Raw genomic sequence first — 18,494 nt, 5'->3', positions numbered from 1 at the left:
CAGTTACTACACAACTGATTGCAAAAAGCCCCCCTCCTCTCGCGAGAGGAGGGGGTGCTTTTTTTTGTTGCTCCTGCTATGATGAACCCATGCAAGATGCCAATCAAAAGTTCATAACCGTTTCTCGCGTGCTCCTGTACACAAGCGCAGTGCTCCCGCTTGTGTTGTGGCCAGGATTCACGTTTCCGTATGTCACTATCAGGACCGTATTCTTCCGCATCATCATTGAGATTGTCGCGACGCTGGCTGTGTGGCTTTGGGCTTTGGGACGCATTCGGTTTACGAACCTCAAACAGCAGTACTTTTTTTGGATTTTTTTGGGTCTGCTCATGGTTGAATCCATTGCCGCTCTCTTCGGCGAGGCGCCCTTAGCAAGTTTTTTCGGGGATTTGGAGCGCATGTGGGGAATTTTTACGGTGGGGCATTTATTTTTGTTTTATGTGCTTAGCCGCATGTTTTTTGGGGAGCGGCAGTGGCGCGTGTTTTTCCATGTGTCGCTTATCACGAGCATCGGCGTAAGCATCTACGGCATTCTTCAGCGCAGTCCGGATTTGTTCGGCATCTATCTCTTTGGCGCCGGGGAGGGGACGCGCATTGTTTCAACGCTCGGCAACCCGACGTACGTTGCCATGTATCTGCTTTTCAACATCGCGTTTGCGCTGTATCTTTTGATGCGGACACATAAAGGCAACCGGGCTCGACTGTTTTACCTTTCTGTCATCGCGATAGATTTGTACGCATTCACGCTCACGGACATCCGAGGCGCGTATCTTGGTTTGCTTGCGGGCGCGGCTTTCGCTGGTCTTGCGTATGTATTTCTGGGGCGCCGCCGGATGGCAAAGCAGGCCATTGGCGCGCTTTTCGTGCTGGCGGCATTGGCGCTTGCGCTTGGTTTCCAGTTCCGCAGTTCGCCTCTCGTGCGCACGGTTCCGGTTTTGCGGCGCGTGGTCACCATTTCAATCAGCGACAGCACGTCTCAAACCCGTTTTATCGGGTGGAACGCGGCCATTCAGGGATTTCGCAAGGACCCGCTTACCGGCGTGGGCATGGAGAACTATAACATTCTTTTTAACGAGTATTTTCCGGCAGAGTACTATCTGCTCGCCCCAACGGAAACGTACTTTGATAGGGCGCACAACCAGTTTTTTAACATTCTTGCCGAGTCAGGCATCATAGCGCTTGCGCTGTACATGGGGTTTCCGGCGCTGGTTGGCTGGTACCTGGTTCGCGGGTACCGGAGTCGGCGCTTTGCGCTCGGTGAGTTTCTGCTGTTCGGCGGACTCTCAATCGCGTACTTTACATATTTGTTTTTTGTGTTTGATGATTTCCACTCGCTCCTATTTTTTGCGGCGTTTTTGGCGCTCGTTGAGTTTCGGTACCGCGATAGCGCGGCTTTGCGCAATCACGAGCAGAGCCCCGCAAAGGCAGGGCCGATCACAGCCGCGGTTCTACTCGTGCCGCTCGCGCTCTGGGCGATTGTTGCCCTAAACACCAACGTAATTCGCGCGGCCAGGAACACGGGCCAGGCGTTCCTTACCGAGGATATTGCGGAATCATTGGCCCACTACCGCCGGGCGGTTGCGGTTAACCTCATTCCATCCGAGAATGTAACACTCAATTTTGTTGAGTATTTGATGGGCTTGTCTGAAAAAAACGACCAGATTCAGGCATCCGGAGCCCTTAAAGCGGATATACTCGCCGCGTTTTCCGAAGCAGAACAGGCGCTTTTGCGGGAGATTAAAAAAAAGCCGAATGACGCGGTGTTTTATCTAAAGCTTGGCCAGCTCAACAATACGTGGTTTCTGATTGACGACAACAAGGAGCGCCTTGCCGATGCCATTGGCTACCTGGAACGGGCACGCGAACTTTCCCCGGGCCGCATTCAGATGTATTTGGTGCTCGGCGAGTCATATGTGCTTGCCGGAGAGAGTGAGAGAGCCATTGAAATCCTTAAGCAGGCAGTGGAGCTGGAGCCGCGCTTTGGGGCGACGTATTACTACCTGGGCCGCGCTTTTTTGACGAGCGGCGATCTTTCCGAGGCGTATGACGCAATTGTGAACAAGTCCTTTATTGAGTATGGCCGCCAGCCCGAGGTTACCACCATTGCCTATGTGCTGGCTGAAGAACTTGCCGCGGCCGGCGAGTATCAGAAAATGGTTACGGTGTACGAGCACCTCGCTAAGTTTGAACCCAGAAACGCACGCGCTTACTCGGCCTTGGCCATAGGGTATGTGCTGGCTGACCGGTACGAGGATGCGATTCGGGCGGCTCAAAAAGCCGCGGAACTTGATCCGGGCTTTGCGCCGGAGGCCGCCGTGTTCATCCAAGCGATCCGGGATGGCAATATTTCCGAACTCAAGCAGAGCGCTTTCTAGGCGCGGTACGCGGCAAGCGTCTTTTCAACCATGTGCTGCACGGTGCAGTCTTTTGGCAGTTGCGGAGCAAGGGGGTGCGCGAGCGCTTGGCTGATTTTTTGTGCGAGCTCATCAGGATTGCAGGGTTCTGCAAGGTAGCCGGTTATTTCGTCATGAATGATTTCCGGAACACCCCCAACTCTGGTTGCCACAATCGGGACCCCCGCGGCAGCCGCCTCAAGCAGAACGTAGGGGAACCCCTCTTTGCGGGAGGCAAGCACGAATATATCAAACGCTTTGAGGTATTGGTGCGCGTCCGGAAGCTGGCCTGTGAGATGGACTTGGTCGGCCAGGTTGAGTTTTTTGATTTGTTCTTCCAACTGCGGCCGCAGTTCGCCGTCTCCAACGATGACGAGCTGTGCGTTGATGTCTGCCATTGCGCCAATCAGCACATCTAGCCCCTTGGTCTGATAAAAGTTTGCGATACAGCCGATGAGCGGTGTGTGCTCTGTTATGTTCAGTTGAGCGCGTGCATCTTCTTCTGAAAAGAAGCGTAAAGATGAGGGATCAATGCCATTGTGCACGGTCACTATTTTGTTTTCGTCAATTCCGGCTTTGATTCCGGCTTGTCGGTCAAATTCAGAAACCGCGATAATGCGGTCAACGCGCTTGGCGGTGCCGAGTTCGGCGTGGGTATAGAGCCAGCGTTTGAGCGGGTTCATTGGTTCGTTGAATACGAACCCGTGCGCCGTGTAAATGATTTTGGGCACTCCAAGCGCCTTGGCTGCCATGGAGCCCAGGACCCCTGCCTTTGAACTGTTCAGATGCACAATGTCCGGCTTGAGCTCGGAAATGAGCTTTTTGAGTTCAAAATAGGCTAAAAAATCATTAATAAGGGAGATGGGCCGAACCAGGTGTTTGAGGCTGTGTACGGTCAAATTTTGGCCTCTGGCGCGGTCAAAAAACTTGTCCCCATTAGAAGCTGGGAATCCCTCCTTTTCCTCTCCCGCGGCTATATGAACGTCGTATTGACTTTTATCTAAATTCGTGGCCAAATCAAATATGTACCGCTGTGCGCCCCCGAATTCCTGCTGCGTTACAATGTAGAGAATTGTGGTCATGAATCTGCTTGTTTTTTAGGGCATTTCTGGTACTATTACTGCATGTCAACAATTTTCATCGTATCATGTCAAATCATAAGTATACAATAGGGATCATGGGAGGCGGTTTTGTGGGAAGCAGTGTTGCCTCCTTTTTTGGAGGATCCAATGTGTACGACAAATTCAAGCTTATGGATCCCTTGGAGGAGGTGCTCAAGCAAGAGTTGATTTTCGTGTGCGTGCCCACGCCGTACGAAAACGGGTTCAACCGGAGCGCGCTTGATGACGTGTTTGAAAAAATCGGTTCAATCAACGAGCCGCGCATAGTCGTCATCAAGTCAACATGCGTGCCTGGCACCACGGATTATTTTCAACAAAAATATCAGCATCTTAAAGTTCTGTTCAATCCGGAATTTCTGACGCAGGCGACGGCAGAACAAGATTTCAAAAACCCTGATAAACAATTAGTGGGCTATACGTCAACGAGCCGCGATGTCAGCCGATCAGTTTTAGACATGCTTCCACATGCGCCGTACAAAAAAATCATGTCCGCCGCTTCTACGGAACTCGTCAAGTACGCTGTCAACACATTTTATGCGACCAAGGTCGTGTTCGGTAATATGCTGTATGATTTATGCCAATCACTTGGGGTTGATTACAACGAAGTGAAGGAAGCGTTTGTGTCGGACCAGCGCATTATTGATTCGCACTTTGACGTGCTGCACGGCGGGTACCGCGGGTATGGGGGCAAGTGCTTGCCCAAAGACCTTCTCGCATTGGTTGAACTCGGAAAGAAAAAAGGCGTTGACGTTGGGCTGCTTGAGAAGGTGGATGAGATGAATCAGAAGTACCGCACCCTATGAAACGCGTAGCACTATTTTCAGTGACCTATGATCCCTTCATTGGCGGGGCAGAGGTTGCCATCAAAGAGGTTACCAACCGCCTAGAAGGGTACGAGTTTGATTTGTTTACGGCGCGTTTGAATGTGCGCTTGCCCCGGCATGAGCGCATCGGAAACGTGAACGTGTACCGCGTGGGAAGCGGCCGTTCATTGTTGGACAAGTGGCTGTACCCCTGGCGCGCGGCTCGTCTCGCGCTGCGCAAGCACGTCGAAAAGCCGTACGATATCATTCACGCGGTGCTTGAGACATACGCGGGCTTTGCGGCCTTGTTATTCAAGAGGCGCTGTCCATCCGTCCCCTACCTTCTGACCTTGCAGAGCGGGGATCCGGACGAGTTCATCAACAAGCGGACCTGGTTCTGGAAAAAGACGTACGCGCAAATATACACCAAAACGGACAAGATTACGGCCATCAGCACGTGGCTTAGTAAGCGGGCTCAAAAGTACGGAGCCAGGGTAGAGGATATTGTCATTATACCAAACGCGGTTGACGAGCGTTTTTTTCAAGAAGTCAGCGAAGAGCGGCAACGGGAAATTCGTAAAAGTTGGGGCATCAAAGAAAATGAGTTTGTTGTCATCACTACTTCGCGGCTGGTGCGCAAGAATGGCATTGATATTCTAATTGATGCAATGGAGCATGTTCCGGAGCAGGTGAAGCTGGTTATCGCAGGTACCGGAAAAGACGAGCAGAAGTTGAAGGCTCAAGCTGAAAAGTTCGGAAACAGAGTTTTGTTTCTTGGGCATGTTAGCCACGAGAGCCTCCCGGAACTATTGTGGTCGTCTGACGCGTTCGTTCGCCCTTCGCGGTCAGAGGGGCTTGGAAATTCGTTTCTGGAGGCAACCGCCGCGGGATTGGCGGTGATTGGCGCGCCGGTTGGCGGCATCAAGGATTTGATTAAGGAAGGCATTGTTGAGGCAATTACAGAAAACAATGCGCGGGGAGTTGCCAAGAAAATCAACGATATAAGGAGCCAGCCGCATAGTTATAAAGATGCATTGCAGCCTGCGGGACGGGATGTTGTTAAGCGGCAATTCAGTTGGAATGTGATAGCTCGGCAGTACGAGGACGAGTATCAAAAATTAATCAACCAAGCGCATGTACCAGCCCGTTAAACAATATCTCAAGCAGACACTGGCACAGCATGCGCCGTGGCTGCTTGAGCTTATCCATACCAACAAGACTGGGATTAAATATATTATTTCGGGCGGCACGTCCGCAGTAGTTAATTTGGTTTCGTTGTATGTGCTGACTGATTTGTTCGGCATCTGGTATGTTGCTTCCTCGGTGGTTGCATTCCTTGTCTCTCATATTGCTGGTTTTCTGCTTCAAAAGTTTTGGACGTTCCGGGAGTATGGGTGGCGGCGCATTAAAACGCAGTCAGCCATTTACACGATGATGGGTAGCGCGGAATTTTTTCTGACCCCGATTTTAATCTATGCCCTGGTTGATAAGTTTCATATCTGGTACTTGCTCGCATCCGTGATTATTATGGGTGGCGTTGCAGCCGCGAGTTACGCGGTTAATAAATTTATTACGTTTAAAAAAGAAATTCCACATGAGGGTGCTGATGCTCTCAACTGATGCTTCAATCCTTGAATCCGCAAGCGAAAGCCAAAGCCGGATGAAAGACTATGGAACGCTCGCGGAGCGGCTTGATATTATTGTGTGTACGGTTTCGCCGCACCGGGAGTTTGCGATTTCCGATAGGGTGCGTGCGATTCCAACAAACTCGCGCTCAAAATTGTGGTATGTTTTAGATATGCTGCGCATTGCTAAGCAGTCAATCAATGGAACTGTTGATGTGGTCACGGCGCAAGATCCGTTTGAAACTGGGCTAGCTGGGTGGCTCATTCGCCGCCGCCTCAAGTCAAAATTGCAGTTGCAGGTGCATACCGATTTTTTGAGCCCGTATTTTGGTCGCATGTCGTTTAAGAATTTTATCCGCGTGAATATCGCCAAACGGCTTTTGCCGAAGGCTGATTCAATTCGCGTGGTAAGCGAACGCATTAAGCGGTCTTTAGTTGATTTGGGCTTGCCAGAAGAGAAAATCGCCGTGCTTCCTATTTTTGTCAGCCTTGTACCAAACGAAGCACCGGAAATTGATTTGCACAAGAAGTATTCCCAGTTTGAAACCATTGTATTCATGGCATCCCGGCTTGAGCCGGAGAAAAATATCAGCCTTGCCATCCGCGCGTTTGCTGATGTAGCGCGGGCGAATTCCAAGATCGGGTTGGTAATCGCAGGCAGTGGCTCCGAACAAAAACACCTTGAGCAGCTTGTTGCCATGTATCAACTGCAGGATTCTGTTGTGTTTGAGGGATTTGTTCGGAATCTGGCTCAATACTTTGCAAGCGCAGATATATTCCTAAACACCTCAAATTATGAGGGTTATGGCAGGACATTAATTGAAGCGGCCGTAGCCGGATTGCCGATTATTACTACAGATGTCGGGCTGGTCGGAGAAATTATCAACCAAGAGAACAGCATCGTGGTCCCGGTTGGAGACGGGAACGCGCTTACCGAGGCCATGCTTCGTTTAGTTGCCGACGAGGCTGTACGCGCACAGCTTGGGGCCGTTGCCCGTTCTGTAGTTCTCCAGCTGCCGGACAAGGAAGCACTGCTTGAACGCCAAAAACAACTATGGCAGATGTAAGCAACAAACCATCGCTGATCTTCATCACCCAAAAGATTCATCAAGATGATGATGATTTGGCGTTTATTATTTTATGGATAAAAGAATTCATCAGGCAGGGTATTGGTGTGCAGGTTATTTGTTTGGAGAAAGGCGAGTTTGATGGATCATTCCCGGTGCATTCATTAAGTAAAGAGAATGGCTATGGCACGTTGCGGCGGGCTTGTAGATTTTTGAAATTGATTTTTACGCTTGAGTACGATCGCGTGTTTGTGCATATGAATCCAGAATATTTCACGCTCGGCGGCTGGTACTGGTGGCTTAAGCGCGTGCCCATGTACTTATGGTACACGCACTACACCATGCACGCGCACATGCGCTTGGCCGGGTGGCTGTGCAAGCGGTTATTTGCGGCTACCCGTCAAAGTTTGCCGCAGTACGAGGGGAGCCCCAAAAAGGTCATCACTGGTCATGGTATTGATGTGGATTTTTGGAGGTCTACTCCGTCAGAAAACAATCAATCGCCACAGAAACTGCTTACCGTGCACCGCTTGTGCCGATCAAAGCGCCTTGAGTTCGGCATTATGGCCTTGAAGTACTTGCCGGAAGAGTATTCATTGACCGTGTATGGCAGGGACGTGGAAAAGGATTACGTGCAGGAGCTGCTTGAGCTCGTTACAGCCGAAAGATTGGAACATCGCGTCACATTCAAAGGGCCGCTTCCTATGCACCAACTTAAAGAGGTATACGCGCAACACCGCGTCATGGTGAACATGGCATCCGAAACCATTGATAAGACCATGCTGGAGGGAATGCTCTTTGGTGTGTATCCCATCACCACCAAAACCAATTCAGAGGCAATTGGCTTACCTGCTTCCATTGGGCGTGATGACCCAAAGGAAATTGCGAAATTCATTTTGTCGGAAAAATGGAAACCATATGATTCCGTGTATCTTGCGAACATCGTCAAAGACCGTCACAGCCTATCGTCACTTGTTAGTCAGATGAACGCGTATATTCAGCCCGGAACATAATATGACCAAACAGCCATCCATAGCAATCATCGCAGGAGCGCGGCCGAATTTTATGAAAGTCGCGCCTCTGGTCCGCGAGCTCAAAAAGCAGAAGATGCGCCATTTTTTAGTGAACACGGGCCAGCACTTCAGCAAGAACATGGCTGATGATTTTTTAAAAGAATTCAACCTCAAGCCCGACTACACACTCAAGCCGTCTCACACGTCAAGCAAAGAACAGATGCACGACATCAAAGCCGGACTTGCAAAAATATTCAAAAAAGAAGAGCCGCGCATGGTTATTGTGGTTGGAGATGTGAACGCAACCTTGTGGGCGGCGCAGGTCGCAAAGAAAATGCGTATCTCCCTCGGCCACGTAGAGGCTGGGTTGCGGTCATTCAATAACAAGATGCCGGAAGAGCATAATCGTATACAAACAGACCGGCTGTCAGACCTGTTGTTCGTCACCCAAGAAGAGGGAGTTAAGAACCTCAAGCGCGAAGGCATTACAGGCTGTGTGCACTTTGTCGGGAACATCATGATTGATACGCTCAAACTGTTTATAAAAAAGGCAAAAAAAGTCAGTGGGAAGTATTACTTTTGCACGCTGCACCGGACGGAAAATGTTGACAGCAAAAAAGTGTTTTCCGAGATTATCGCGGCACTTGAGGTCATTGCCGAAGATGCAATCATCTACCTGCCCCTACATCCGCGCACCAAAAAAATGGCGCAGAAGTTCGGTCTTACAAAGAAGCTCAAGGTTGCATGTCATTTACTGCCTCCACTCTCGTATGCACGAGCCGTCTCATATTTGAAGCATGCGCGCTTAGTACTCACGGATTCGGGCGGCGTGCAAGAAGAAACAAGCTACCTGGGCATTCCCTGCCTTACCTTGCGTACGGAAACCGAACGGCCAATTACTGTCACCAGCGGGACAAATATCATTGGCGGCGTTGCGAAACGCTCAATCCTAAAAGCGTACCACGGGGTCAATTTTAAAAAGCGAACGGCGCGCATCAAATACTGGGACGGAAAAACGTCGGCGCGCATTGTGTCCATCATAAAGAAGCAACTGCATGTCCGGTAAATTTTTGTTACTCAAAAAGTATTGGCCGCTTGTCGCGGTTGCCCTACTGGTTGGCACGTTTAGTGTTCTACCGCTTTTCTTTTCGCTGCAGCGAATGGGGGACAGTTTTCAAGGTATCTGGCCGCAGTTCAACGATGACGCGAACTTTTATTTGTCCCGGGCGCATGAGGCATTGGATGGGCATTTGGACATGAACAACCCATACGTGGCCGAACATAAAGACGAGACATACCCGCAGGCGGTTGGTGGAGAACTGTTTATGGCATTTTTTGCCTGGAGTCTGCACATCTCCATCCCCGCGCTCCAGGCTGGGCTGACATTTGTTTCGCCCGCATTGATGGCGGCGCTGTTTTACTTATTGCTGATGTTGTTATACCCCAATCGTGCGAGTTCGTTTGTGCTTTCACTCGCGTTTTTTACGGTGGTGACTGGCGGCATGACCAAACCGATTCACCCGGTCGTATCATTCCCATTGTTGTTGATATTTTTGTTGAGCTGGTTTGGGCTTATTCTCGAAAACAAATATAAGCGATTGCGCACGCTCATGTGCGGCCTGGCGCTTGGATTGCTGTTTTTGACGTATTTTTTCCACTGGTCGTTTTTATTGGTAGTGTTGGGCGTGTACGCGCTGCTGTTGATTGTGCGGCGGGACCATGTTCAGTTCAAGCGGCACCTCGCGATTGCGGCCGTTGCGTTGGTCATTGCGGGGCCCTATTTGGTTCGCGTCATTTTTGGCGTAGAAGCGCCTTTTTACCATGAGATGGCCTTGCGCATGGGCGTGTTTTCCACCCACTGGCCGGAGACGTTTCCGCGGCTCGCCGTTGCTCTGGTATGGCTTGCGTTCTTTATCTTTGTGACACGACATTATTGTTTGCAGCGCGAACAGCGTTCGCACATTCTGTTCGCGCTGCTTATCGCGAATGTCGTCTATCCTAATCATCAAATTATCACTGGCATTACCGTTGAGAATGCGAATCATTGGTCGTATATGCCGATTTTTGTATATTTTCTTGCGGGGCAGTATCTGTTTAACGTCATTTTTAAACATGCGTGGGCAGCGCGGAAGATGTTTGATGCGTCCGTCGCAGGCGCGGTGGCACTCATGGTGGCAGTGCCAGCCTGGCGGCTCCAGACATTCAATTTCCCTCCGTACCAGCGCAGTTTACGGATTGCGGCCACAGAAGAGATCGAGCAGCGCTATACAGATTCTCTGGCGTGGATAAACGGGAATGCGCCGACTGATTCGGTTGTGTTCTCAAATCTCGGATTCATGTGGCTCGTACCTGTGTACACGCATGCGAACGTGTACTACAGCGAGAATGCGTACTATTTATTGGCCAGCGATGCTGAGATTATTGAACGGACTCTCTTGTTTCATTTTTTTGACATTGGTCAATTCAAAGCGGCAAACTTCGGGCTCGGGGAGGTTCCAAGAATTCTATGGACCCAGCCTGCGATGATTGAGCGGAACACGCACTGGTTGCACGACCGCTTGGGGGTTCCATGGACGACCGAGTTTTCGCTTGCGCGCGAGCTCGCGCTTGTGCAATCTACATACGATCGTTTGGCGCAGAATGGCTGGAATCTTGATTTGCTGCGGCGTTATCGTTTGGATTATTTTGTGTGGGATAAAACACTCAACCCGGAGTGGAAGTTAGACCAGTATCCCGATCTTGCTAAAGTATATGATCGTGATGGCATCGCGATATTTATGTTTAATGATATGGCGCATGGAGCGTGAAGCATACCAACTCATGAACGAGCGCGAAGGAGCATTTTGGTGGCACGTAGGAATGCAGCGCATTATTGATGCGGAACTTTCCCGATATGTTCCGCGTGGGCAGGAGAATGTTATTTTGGATGCGGGGTGTGGCACCGGGGGCGTGTTCAATCTGCTTGCGCAGTATGGACGCATATATGGCATCGATCAATCTCCGGCCGCCATTGCGTTTGCTGAAGAAAAGCACATTGCCGAGCGCATTGCGCTTGGCTCAATTACCGAATTGCCGTATCCGGATGCTATGTTTGCTGCGGTGACCTGCCTTGACGTGCTGTACCACGCCAAGGCAGGGAATGATGCGCAGGCGCTTCGGGAGTTCTGGCGGGTGTTGCGGCCCGGCGGCATCCTGATTGTGCGGGAGCCTGCTTACGACTGGTTGCGCGGGCACCAGGATGACGTGGTGTGGACCAAGAAGCGATATGCGAAAAGAGAACTCATGCAAAAGCTTTCGGAGGCCGGATTCTTGATAGAAAAAGCATCCCACGTAAACTGTTTCTTGTTTCCTTTGGCAGTCGCGAAGCGGTTTTCCGAACACTGGTATCCGCAAAAAGATATTGCGGGGAGCACGTTCCGCGCGAACCCAGTCTTGAATTTTTTGTTTAAATGGGTCCTTTTTTTTGAGGCGAAACTCATACTATATGTTAATTTTCCTTTTGGGCTTTCGGTGCTCTGCATCGCGCGTAAAAAATAAGTATGTGCGGCATAAACGGATTTAATTTCAAAGACGATGCGTTGATTCAAAAAATGAACAGCATCACAAAACACCGCGGTCCGGATGCTAGCGGCGTGTTTTTGTCGGACCAATGGTCATTGGGCCACAACCGCTTATCTATTATTGATTTAAGCGAAAAAGGCCACCAGCCCATGGTGAGTGCGGGCAAAAAGTTTGTTATTACTTTTAACGGCGAGATATATAATTTTTTAGACATCAAAAAAGAGCTCCAAACAAAAGGGTATTCATTTGTATCAAAAACAGATACCGAAGTCATATTGTACGCGTACCAGGAGTGGGGGCCGGAATGCCTGCAAAAATTCAACGGCATGTTTGCATTGGCCATTTTGAACACGGAGAGCGAGGAATTGTTCATCGCCCGCGACCGCATCGGTATCAAGCCATTGTATTATTACCATAAAGGCGGTCAATTTATTTTTTCTTCGGAAGCCAAAGCGATTCTTGAACATGATGTGGATGCGCCGCTTAATTATGATGCACTCAATATTTATTTCCGGCTGCTCTATGTTCCGTCACCGCAAACCATGTGGCAGAATGTTTTTAAGCTTGAGCCAGGTCACTACGCACTGGTTAGCAAGGCAGGAGATGTCAAAAAGGCGTGCTATTGGGAAATCAAAAACGAATTACTACTTACCGATAAGGAACAGGCAAAGCGCGAGGTCAGCGAACTGATGCATGATTCAGTCAAGAAACGGCTTATGTCCGACCGTCCGGTTGGGGTATTTTTGAGCGGAGGCATTGACTCAACCATTATTGCGGGCATTATGTCCAACATGTCGGATAAGGTGAACACGTTTTCAATCGGGTTTGAGGAAACCGAAGAAGCGGATAAGTACAACAATGATTTTTTGGTTGCGCGCCGCACCGCAGAGCACTTTAAGACAAAGCACCATGAGTATGTGGTATCCGCAGATGATGTTTTGGATACTCTGGAGAAGGCGGTCTACCACATGGATGAGCCCATCTCCAACCACATTCAAGCGGTCAATTTGCTTCTGGCGCGGCATACGACAGAGCACGTCAAAGTAGTCCTCGGAGGCGACGGGGGAGACGAACTTTTTGGTGGGTATGAGCGGTACTACTACAACGCAATTGTGGGAACCATTCGCCGGCTGCCCGGAGCAAAACTCACGGCCTCCATACTTAGAAAGTCATCATTGCGGGACAAACTGGACGCAAAGCCCGGTGTTGATCGGTATTTGAGCTTTTTCGCGCAAAAAGAAGATACTATTTCGTCGTTCCTAAAAAGCCATAATGACCCATCAGTACTGCCTGTGTATATGCGCGAGCGTTTTTTTAAAACAGTTGATGTTAAAGATTTCACGCGCCAGTTTATGCGGACCGATATCCAGAGTTGGCTGCCTGATGAGTCATTATTGCGCAGTGATAAAATGTCCATGGCGCATGGTTTGGAACAGCGCGTGCCGTTTTTGGATCACCAGCTCGTGGAACTCGCGGACCGCATTCCGGTTGCGTGGAAGCTTGGAAGCAAGGGATTTGGATTTGCGAATGTCGGGAAACACTACCAAGGCAAGGTAATATTACGCGAGGCAATGGCTGAATATTTGCCGGATTTTGTGCGGAATCAGCCAAAATGGGGCTGGTTTTCCCCGGCCGCCAAATGGTTGCGCGGGTCCATGGAGCCGCTGTTCCGCGAGGTACTCTCCGAATCCTACTGCACCGGCACCAAAGACCTGTTTGATTTTAAGGCCTTACAGAAGATGCTTGATGCCCACATCGGCAAAAAACAATATGCCTTGAACACGCTTTGGTCTGTGATGACATTTCAGATGTGGTATCGTACATTTATGGAAAAGTATTCATGAAAAAAATACTCATTATCAGCCCCAAATTCCCCCTACCAACTACAGGTGCGTGCGAGCAGGATAGGTTGTCCGGATTTTTGCAGTTAAAACGTTTGGGTTTTGATGTGCGCATCGTCTCAAAATATTTTGATTGGCAGGATAGGGATGCCATCATGTCATGGGGCCGCGAGCGTGGCATGGTCATTGATTTGATTCCTTATGAACAAAAGAGCTTTTTTCAAAAACTCACGCAGTTTTTGAATCCAATCAATTGGGACGGCGCGGCGTACGAGTACAAGCTTCCCGGCATTCAGCAGGCAGTCAGAACCGCAATCAGCGAGTTCAAGCCGGATGTCGCGTGGTTTGAGTATACGTACCTCTACCCGCTGTATCATATTTTCAGAGAGCGGAACATCCCTATTGTTACGCGGTCAATCAATGTTGAGCCGAGTCACTTTTTACAGGAAGATGGGGTGAGTATCACGAATCTCATAAAATTTTTACCCAAGTGGTATTCAGAATTACACACTATACGCGCGAGCGATTACCTGTTCGCCATAACCCCCAACGAGGAACGTCAATACAAGAAATTGGGCGCAAAACGGGTCGCCACTCTGCCCTTGCGTAGCTTGCCGCGTCTGGCGAAACAGTCGCGGGATATCCGCGAGAGCGACGTACTGCATTTGTTTTTCATGGGCGCTTCGTACAATGTGCACCATAACCGAAAAGCGGCTGAGTTCATTATCAAAGAAGTGGCGCCGGAGGTGGAAAAGCGCGCTCCCGGAAAATTCTTTTTCCATATTCTGGGCAAGAAACTGCCAAAAGATTTATCCGTATTGTGCGTCAACAATATAAAAGAAGAAGGGTTTGTTGATGATCTGGACGCGTTTCTTATGAATGAAGCTGATGCGGCAGTGATTCCTTCCATTATGGGTGCAGGCATGCAGCAGAAGATTTTTGAGCCGCTTGTGTATGGAATCCCGTCAGTCGTGTCGTCGCGTGGCATTGCCGGATATCTGTATCAAGACAAAAAGCACGCTTTGTTTGCTGATACAAAAGATGAATTTGTAAAGCAAATTTTAAAGCTTCAAGACATTAACCTGCGCCGTCAATTGTCAAAAAATGCGTTAGCGTTAAGCCAAGACCTGTTTTCACAAGAGCGACTTGATAGCATTGTCATGGAAGGGTTACATGCGCTATGACACATACAGAAGCACTCACTAAAGCATATGGCGTGCTGTCCCCGTACAGCGACAAGCAGCGATGGGAGTTTAATAACAACCTCGTCCACCTGCTCCATATCACCAAACACATCCCTAAAGAGAGCGCGATTTTAGATGTCGGCTGCGGCATCGGGATTTTGGACGTGGCGCTCATACTACTCGGCTACAATGTCATGGGCGTTGATAAGTACATGTTTGAGCCGAACAACACATTCGGCATCCGTGATATTGAAGGTCTAAAGGCTGTTTGGGAAGAGCATGGATTGTCCATTGTACCTAAAGACATTCTGCGGGATGATGTGGGCGGGACATACGGGGCAGTCATCAGCATTGCAACCATTGAGCACCAAAAGGATCCCAAACGGTTTTTGGGGTGTATGCTTGATGTTTTGGAGCCGGCCGGCCTGCTCTATATTGCAACACCGAACATCAGCCATTTATTGAACCGCATTCGGTTGCTATTCGGTCGCTCGCCCGTTTCCGGCCATTTGCCAAACTTTTTTAACCGCGGAGAGAACTATGAAGGTCACTGGCGCGAGTATACACTAAGCGAATTAGCACACATGTTTGATTGGCTTGGGGTAAGTAGTATACAAACATGCAATGTCCAGAGCATGCGGATTCAACTTTCCCTAGCTTCTGTGCGGTCGTGGTATGTAAGTTTATTTCGGATGCTTGCGTACATGATTCCTGGCACCAGAGATACGAATATTATTATCGGCCGAAAGCAATAGCTATGGAAAAAGTTCGGTGTACCGTGGAAGTGCTGACCTACAATTCAGAACAAACATTAGGCCGATGTCTGGAAAGTGTTAAGGATTTTGATGATATTATTGTTTTAGATGGCAACAGCACGGATCAAACTCGCAAAATTGCAAAACAGTACCATGCTCGGATTGTTCCGCAACGAGAGACGAACAAGCAAAATATCCGTATTGAACACTTTGCCGACGTTCGGAACAAGGGCATTGCATTGGCTAAACATGACTGGTTTTTATATATTGACAGCGATGAATACTTGTCCCAAGCCGCAGTAGAGGAGATTCGAGGCATTATTGCGCGAGGCAAGGATAATATTTACTTTGCGTACAATCTTCCCCGTGTGCCGGTTGTTGGGAAGAAAATAATAGACCGGTTGCGGCCTAGTTATCAAGTGCGTTTTTTCTATCTACCTGCCGTTGAGGGGTTTATAAAACGGATTCATGAGCGCATTACAATTAAGATCGGGTATCAAGTCGGTACGCTTTTGAATCCTGAATATGTGCCGCTTGAGGATATTAGTGTGCTTCAAGAAAAGTGGTCGGGATATATTGACATGCAGCTGCAGGACATAGTTATCACTCCGAAAATCTTGTTTTTAAAAACAAGCGCAAATATTAAAAAGTTTTTTAAGTACTGGGTAAAATATGCCATAGGACTCGTGCGGAGACCTAGAAGCCGCCTGCCATTTTGGTATGAGTACCATAATGCTGCATACCATCTCAGGATAGTTTGGCGGCTTTGGAGATTATATATAACGAAAAAAATATGACGCCCTGGGATTTGTTTTTTAAAGAAAAAATTACTAAGATTTTTAGTGAGCGCAGAACAGTTATTGATATCGGCGGCGGTTTGCGCGTGCTTAAGGGGCGCGGCAACCGATACGATCCCAAGCGCGCGTGGATTGCTCCATATTTTAAAGAGGTTGATTACAAAATACTGGATCCGGTTCCTGATTTTAATCCGGACATTGTCGGCGACATCCATCATCTGCCGTTTGGAGATGCAAGCCAAGAAGCAATACTATGCCTGGCAGTTTTGGAGCATGTGGAAAATCCTACTCAGGCGTTCCAAGAAATGTTCCGGGTGCTCAAGCCGGGCGGATACTGCTTTATTTATGTTCCTTTTTTGTTTTACTACCATGCTGAAGTAGGCTACTATAAGGACTATTGGCGGTTCTCCGAGGACGCAATCCGCCATTTAAGTCGTGATTTTTCACGGGTTGAATTCCAGAATGTTCGCGGTGCCCTCGAAACATGGCTGCACATCAGCCCGCTGGGGAGGATTGGCATATTGCGGGCAATATGCAGGTTGCTCGACAGGACTTTTGGAAAATCACAAAGCAAACAGACGAGCGGATATTATGCCTTTTTAGAAAAATAACTACTCCACTTATGCGCACCACACCATACTCAATTTCTGCGTTCTTTCCCTGCTACAACGACAAAGGGACTATTGCTTCTTTGGTGTTGGAAGTAAAAAAAGTTCTTGAACGCCTTACGGATGATTATGAAATCATTGTGATTGACGACGGATCTACAGATGGCAGCCGTGAGCTTTTGTTGCATCTCCAGCATGATGTTGCCAAACTGAAGCTCGTGATGCACGAAAAAAATCGCGGTTACGGGGGGGCGCTGCGTTCCGGTTTTGCAGCCGCAATTAAGGATTTGATTTTCTATACGGATGGGGATGGGCAGTATGACGTAAAAGAACTGCCCTTGCTTCTGGAAAAGATGTCTGATGATGTGGACATTGTGAACGGATTTAAAATCAAGCGTCATGATCCACTGCATCGCATTCTCGTCGGTTGGTTTTACCAAGAAATAATGCGCCTCGCGTTCTGGCTTCCCATCCGCGATCCGGACTGCGATTATCGTCTGATTAGGCGAAAGGTATTTGATAAAGTCGCGCTCACCAGTAGTACGGGCACCATCACTATAGAAATGGTTAAAAAGTTTCAGCAGGCCGGATTCAAGTTCGCGCAGGTCGGCGTGCATCACTACTTCCGCATGTATGGCACGTCCCAGTTCTTCAATTTTCGGCGCGTATTCCGCACGTTATGGCAACTGATGTTTATGTGGTTTGATTTGATTTTGTTTAAAAAGAAGCTATGAATATAGAGGAAGCATACCAAAGAAAGAACGTTTTGATTACCGGCGGCTTGGGGTTTATCGGTTCCAATTTGGCACGCCGTTTGGTTGCGCTCGGAGCGAATGTCACCATTATTGATTCGTTGATTTGGTCGTATGGCGGGAATATGTTCAACGTGGAGGATATTCAAGATAAGCTCATTATTAACATTGGTGATATCCGCGACCGCTACAGCATCAACCATTTAATCCAGGGCAAAGACTATCTTTTTAATTTAGCAGGCCAGGTTTCGCACATTGATAGCATGAAAGACCCACTCACTGATTTAGAAATCAACGTCACTAGCCAGGTGTCTATTCTGGAAGCGTGCCGGCAGTTTAACCCGGGAATTAAAATCATTTATGCGTCATCACGCCAGATCTATGGCAAACCGCAGTATTTGCCTGCAGACGAAAAGCACCCAATCCAGCCCACAGACGTGAACGGCATCAACATCAATGCAGGTGAGTGGTACCATATTTTGTACAACAACGTGTATGGCATCCGGGCAGCCAGCTTGCGCATGACCAACGTGTATGGCCCGCGCCAGCTGGTAAAGCATAATCGCCAGGGCTTTATTGGTTGGTTTATCCGCCAAGCGGTTGAGGGGAATATCATTCAGCTGTACGGGGATGGCAGCCAGAAGCGGGATTTGAATTTTGTGGATGATGTCTGCGACGCGCTTTTGCTGGTTGGTTCAGACGAACAGGCTAACGGACAGATTTATAATCTTGGAAGCGCGGACATTGTCAGCTTAAAAGAGCTGGCCGAGCTTTTGGTGGAGCTTTCCGGGCGTGGCAGTTGCGAGCTTGTTCCTTGGCCCGAAGAAAAGAAAAAGATAGACATTGGGGATTACTATGGCAGTTTTGATAAAATTAAGAATGATCTTGGCTGGCAGCCAAAGACGCCCTTGCGCGAGGGGCTTGGAAAAACGATTGCATACTACAAAGAGCATTTGGATAAGTATGTGGATTAG

Annotated in this window: 17 protein-coding genes; 16 read left to right on the top strand and 1 reads right to left on the bottom strand. The window is 48.9% G+C overall.

What is annotated here, in order from left to right; translation table 11 throughout:
- Positions 1-89: 89 nt before the first annotated feature.
- Complete coding sequence (locus tag HYT31_01005) at positions 90-2,375, top strand: O-antigen ligase family protein (protein MBI2050368.1); 2,286 nt, start codon at positions 90-92, stop codon at positions 2,373-2,375.
- On the opposite strand, the gene HYT31_01000 is transcribed toward HYT31_01005, so the two are convergent.
- Entirely contained in the window at positions 2,372-3,475 is a 1,104-nt protein-coding gene (locus tag HYT31_01000; protein ID MBI2050367.1) for a glycosyltransferase family 4 protein, read from the bottom strand. The genes HYT31_01005 and HYT31_01000 overlap by 4 nt on opposite strands.
- Before the next feature lie 95 nt (positions 3,476-3,570).
- Here HYT31_01000 and HYT31_00995 point away from each other — a divergent pair, with 95 nt between their 5' ends.
- The 15 genes from HYT31_00995 to HYT31_00925 are packed head-to-tail and all read left to right on the top strand — an operon-like array spanning position 3,571 to position 18,494.
- Positions 3,571-4,317, top strand: a complete 747-nt coding sequence (locus HYT31_00995) for a UDP-glucose/GDP-mannose dehydrogenase family protein (protein ID MBI2050366.1) — start codon at positions 3,571-3,573, stop codon at positions 4,315-4,317.
- On the top strand, positions 4,314-5,468 hold the full coding sequence (locus HYT31_00990; GenBank protein MBI2050365.1) for a glycosyltransferase family 4 protein: 1,155 nt from the start codon (positions 4,314-4,316) through the stop codon (positions 5,466-5,468). The genes HYT31_00995 and HYT31_00990 overlap by 4 nt, the downstream gene beginning before the upstream one ends.
- Positions 5,452-5,937, top strand: a complete 486-nt coding sequence (locus HYT31_00985; GenBank protein MBI2050364.1) for a GtrA family protein — start codon at positions 5,452-5,454, stop codon at positions 5,935-5,937. Before HYT31_00990 ends, HYT31_00985 begins: the two co-directional genes overlap by 17 nt.
- Complete coding sequence (locus HYT31_00980) at positions 5,912-7,009, top strand: glycosyltransferase family 4 protein (GenBank protein ID MBI2050363.1); 1,098 nt, start codon at positions 5,912-5,914, stop codon at positions 7,007-7,009. Before HYT31_00985 ends, HYT31_00980 begins: the two co-directional genes overlap by 26 nt.
- Positions 6,997-8,022 carry a glycosyltransferase family 4 protein gene (locus HYT31_00975; protein ID MBI2050362.1) on the top strand — a complete coding sequence of 342 codons (1,026 nt, stop codon included), beginning with the start codon at positions 6,997-6,999 and terminating at the stop codon, positions 8,020-8,022. The genes HYT31_00980 and HYT31_00975 overlap by 13 nt, the downstream gene beginning before the upstream one ends.
- Position 8,023: 1 nt before the next feature.
- A complete protein-coding gene (wecB, locus tag HYT31_00970; protein MBI2050361.1) occupies positions 8,024-9,088 on the top strand; it encodes a UDP-N-acetylglucosamine 2-epimerase (non-hydrolyzing) in 1,065 nt (354 codons plus the stop codon).
- The gene (locus HYT31_00965) at positions 9,078-10,829 is read left to right on the top strand and encodes a hypothetical protein (GenBank protein MBI2050360.1); all 1,752 of its coding nucleotides are present in this window, start codon (positions 9,078-9,080) and stop codon (positions 10,827-10,829) included. Before wecB ends, HYT31_00965 begins: the two co-directional genes overlap by 11 nt.
- A complete protein-coding gene (locus HYT31_00960; GenBank protein MBI2050359.1) occupies positions 10,819-11,559 on the top strand; it encodes a class I SAM-dependent methyltransferase in 741 nt (246 codons plus the stop codon). Before HYT31_00965 ends, HYT31_00960 begins: the two co-directional genes overlap by 11 nt.
- 2 nt (positions 11,560-11,561) lie before the next feature.
- Positions 11,562-13,427 (top strand): asparagine synthase (glutamine-hydrolyzing), encoded by a 1,866-nt coding sequence (asnB, locus tag HYT31_00955; GenBank protein ID MBI2050358.1) that lies wholly within the window; start codon positions 11,562-11,564, stop codon positions 13,425-13,427.
- Positions 13,424-14,608, top strand: a complete 1,185-nt coding sequence (locus tag HYT31_00950) for a glycosyltransferase family 4 protein (protein MBI2050357.1) — start codon at positions 13,424-13,426, stop codon at positions 14,606-14,608. The genes asnB and HYT31_00950 overlap by 4 nt, the downstream gene beginning before the upstream one ends.
- Positions 14,605-15,363: a methyltransferase domain-containing protein gene (locus HYT31_00945; GenBank protein ID MBI2050356.1), complete on the top strand. Its 759-nt coding sequence runs from the start codon at positions 14,605-14,607 to the stop codon at positions 15,361-15,363. Before HYT31_00950 ends, HYT31_00945 begins: the two co-directional genes overlap by 4 nt.
- Positions 15,364-15,365: 2 nt before the next feature.
- The gene (locus HYT31_00940; protein MBI2050355.1) at positions 15,366-16,160 is read left to right on the top strand and encodes a glycosyltransferase; all 795 of its coding nucleotides are present in this window, start codon (positions 15,366-15,368) and stop codon (positions 16,158-16,160) included.
- Positions 16,157-16,771: a class I SAM-dependent methyltransferase gene (locus HYT31_00935; GenBank protein MBI2050354.1), complete on the top strand. Its 615-nt coding sequence runs from the start codon at positions 16,157-16,159 to the stop codon at positions 16,769-16,771. The genes HYT31_00940 and HYT31_00935 overlap by 4 nt, the downstream gene beginning before the upstream one ends.
- Before the next feature lie 11 nt (positions 16,772-16,782).
- Complete coding sequence (locus tag HYT31_00930) at positions 16,783-17,502, top strand: glycosyltransferase family 2 protein (protein ID MBI2050353.1); 720 nt, start codon at positions 16,783-16,785, stop codon at positions 17,500-17,502.
- Complete coding sequence (locus HYT31_00925; GenBank protein ID MBI2050352.1) at positions 17,499-18,494, top strand: NAD-dependent epimerase/dehydratase family protein; 996 nt, start codon at positions 17,499-17,501, stop codon at positions 18,492-18,494. The genes HYT31_00930 and HYT31_00925 overlap by 4 nt, the downstream gene beginning before the upstream one ends.

This window comes from Parcubacteria group bacterium (genome assembly GCA_016181765.1).
In the GTDB taxonomy this organism is placed as follows: Bacteria; Patescibacteriota; Patescibacteriia; order UBA2169; family UBA2169; genus CG10-46-32.
Note: the sequence above shows the minus strand (reverse complement) of the source record. Positions and strands in the feature narration are given on the sequence as shown.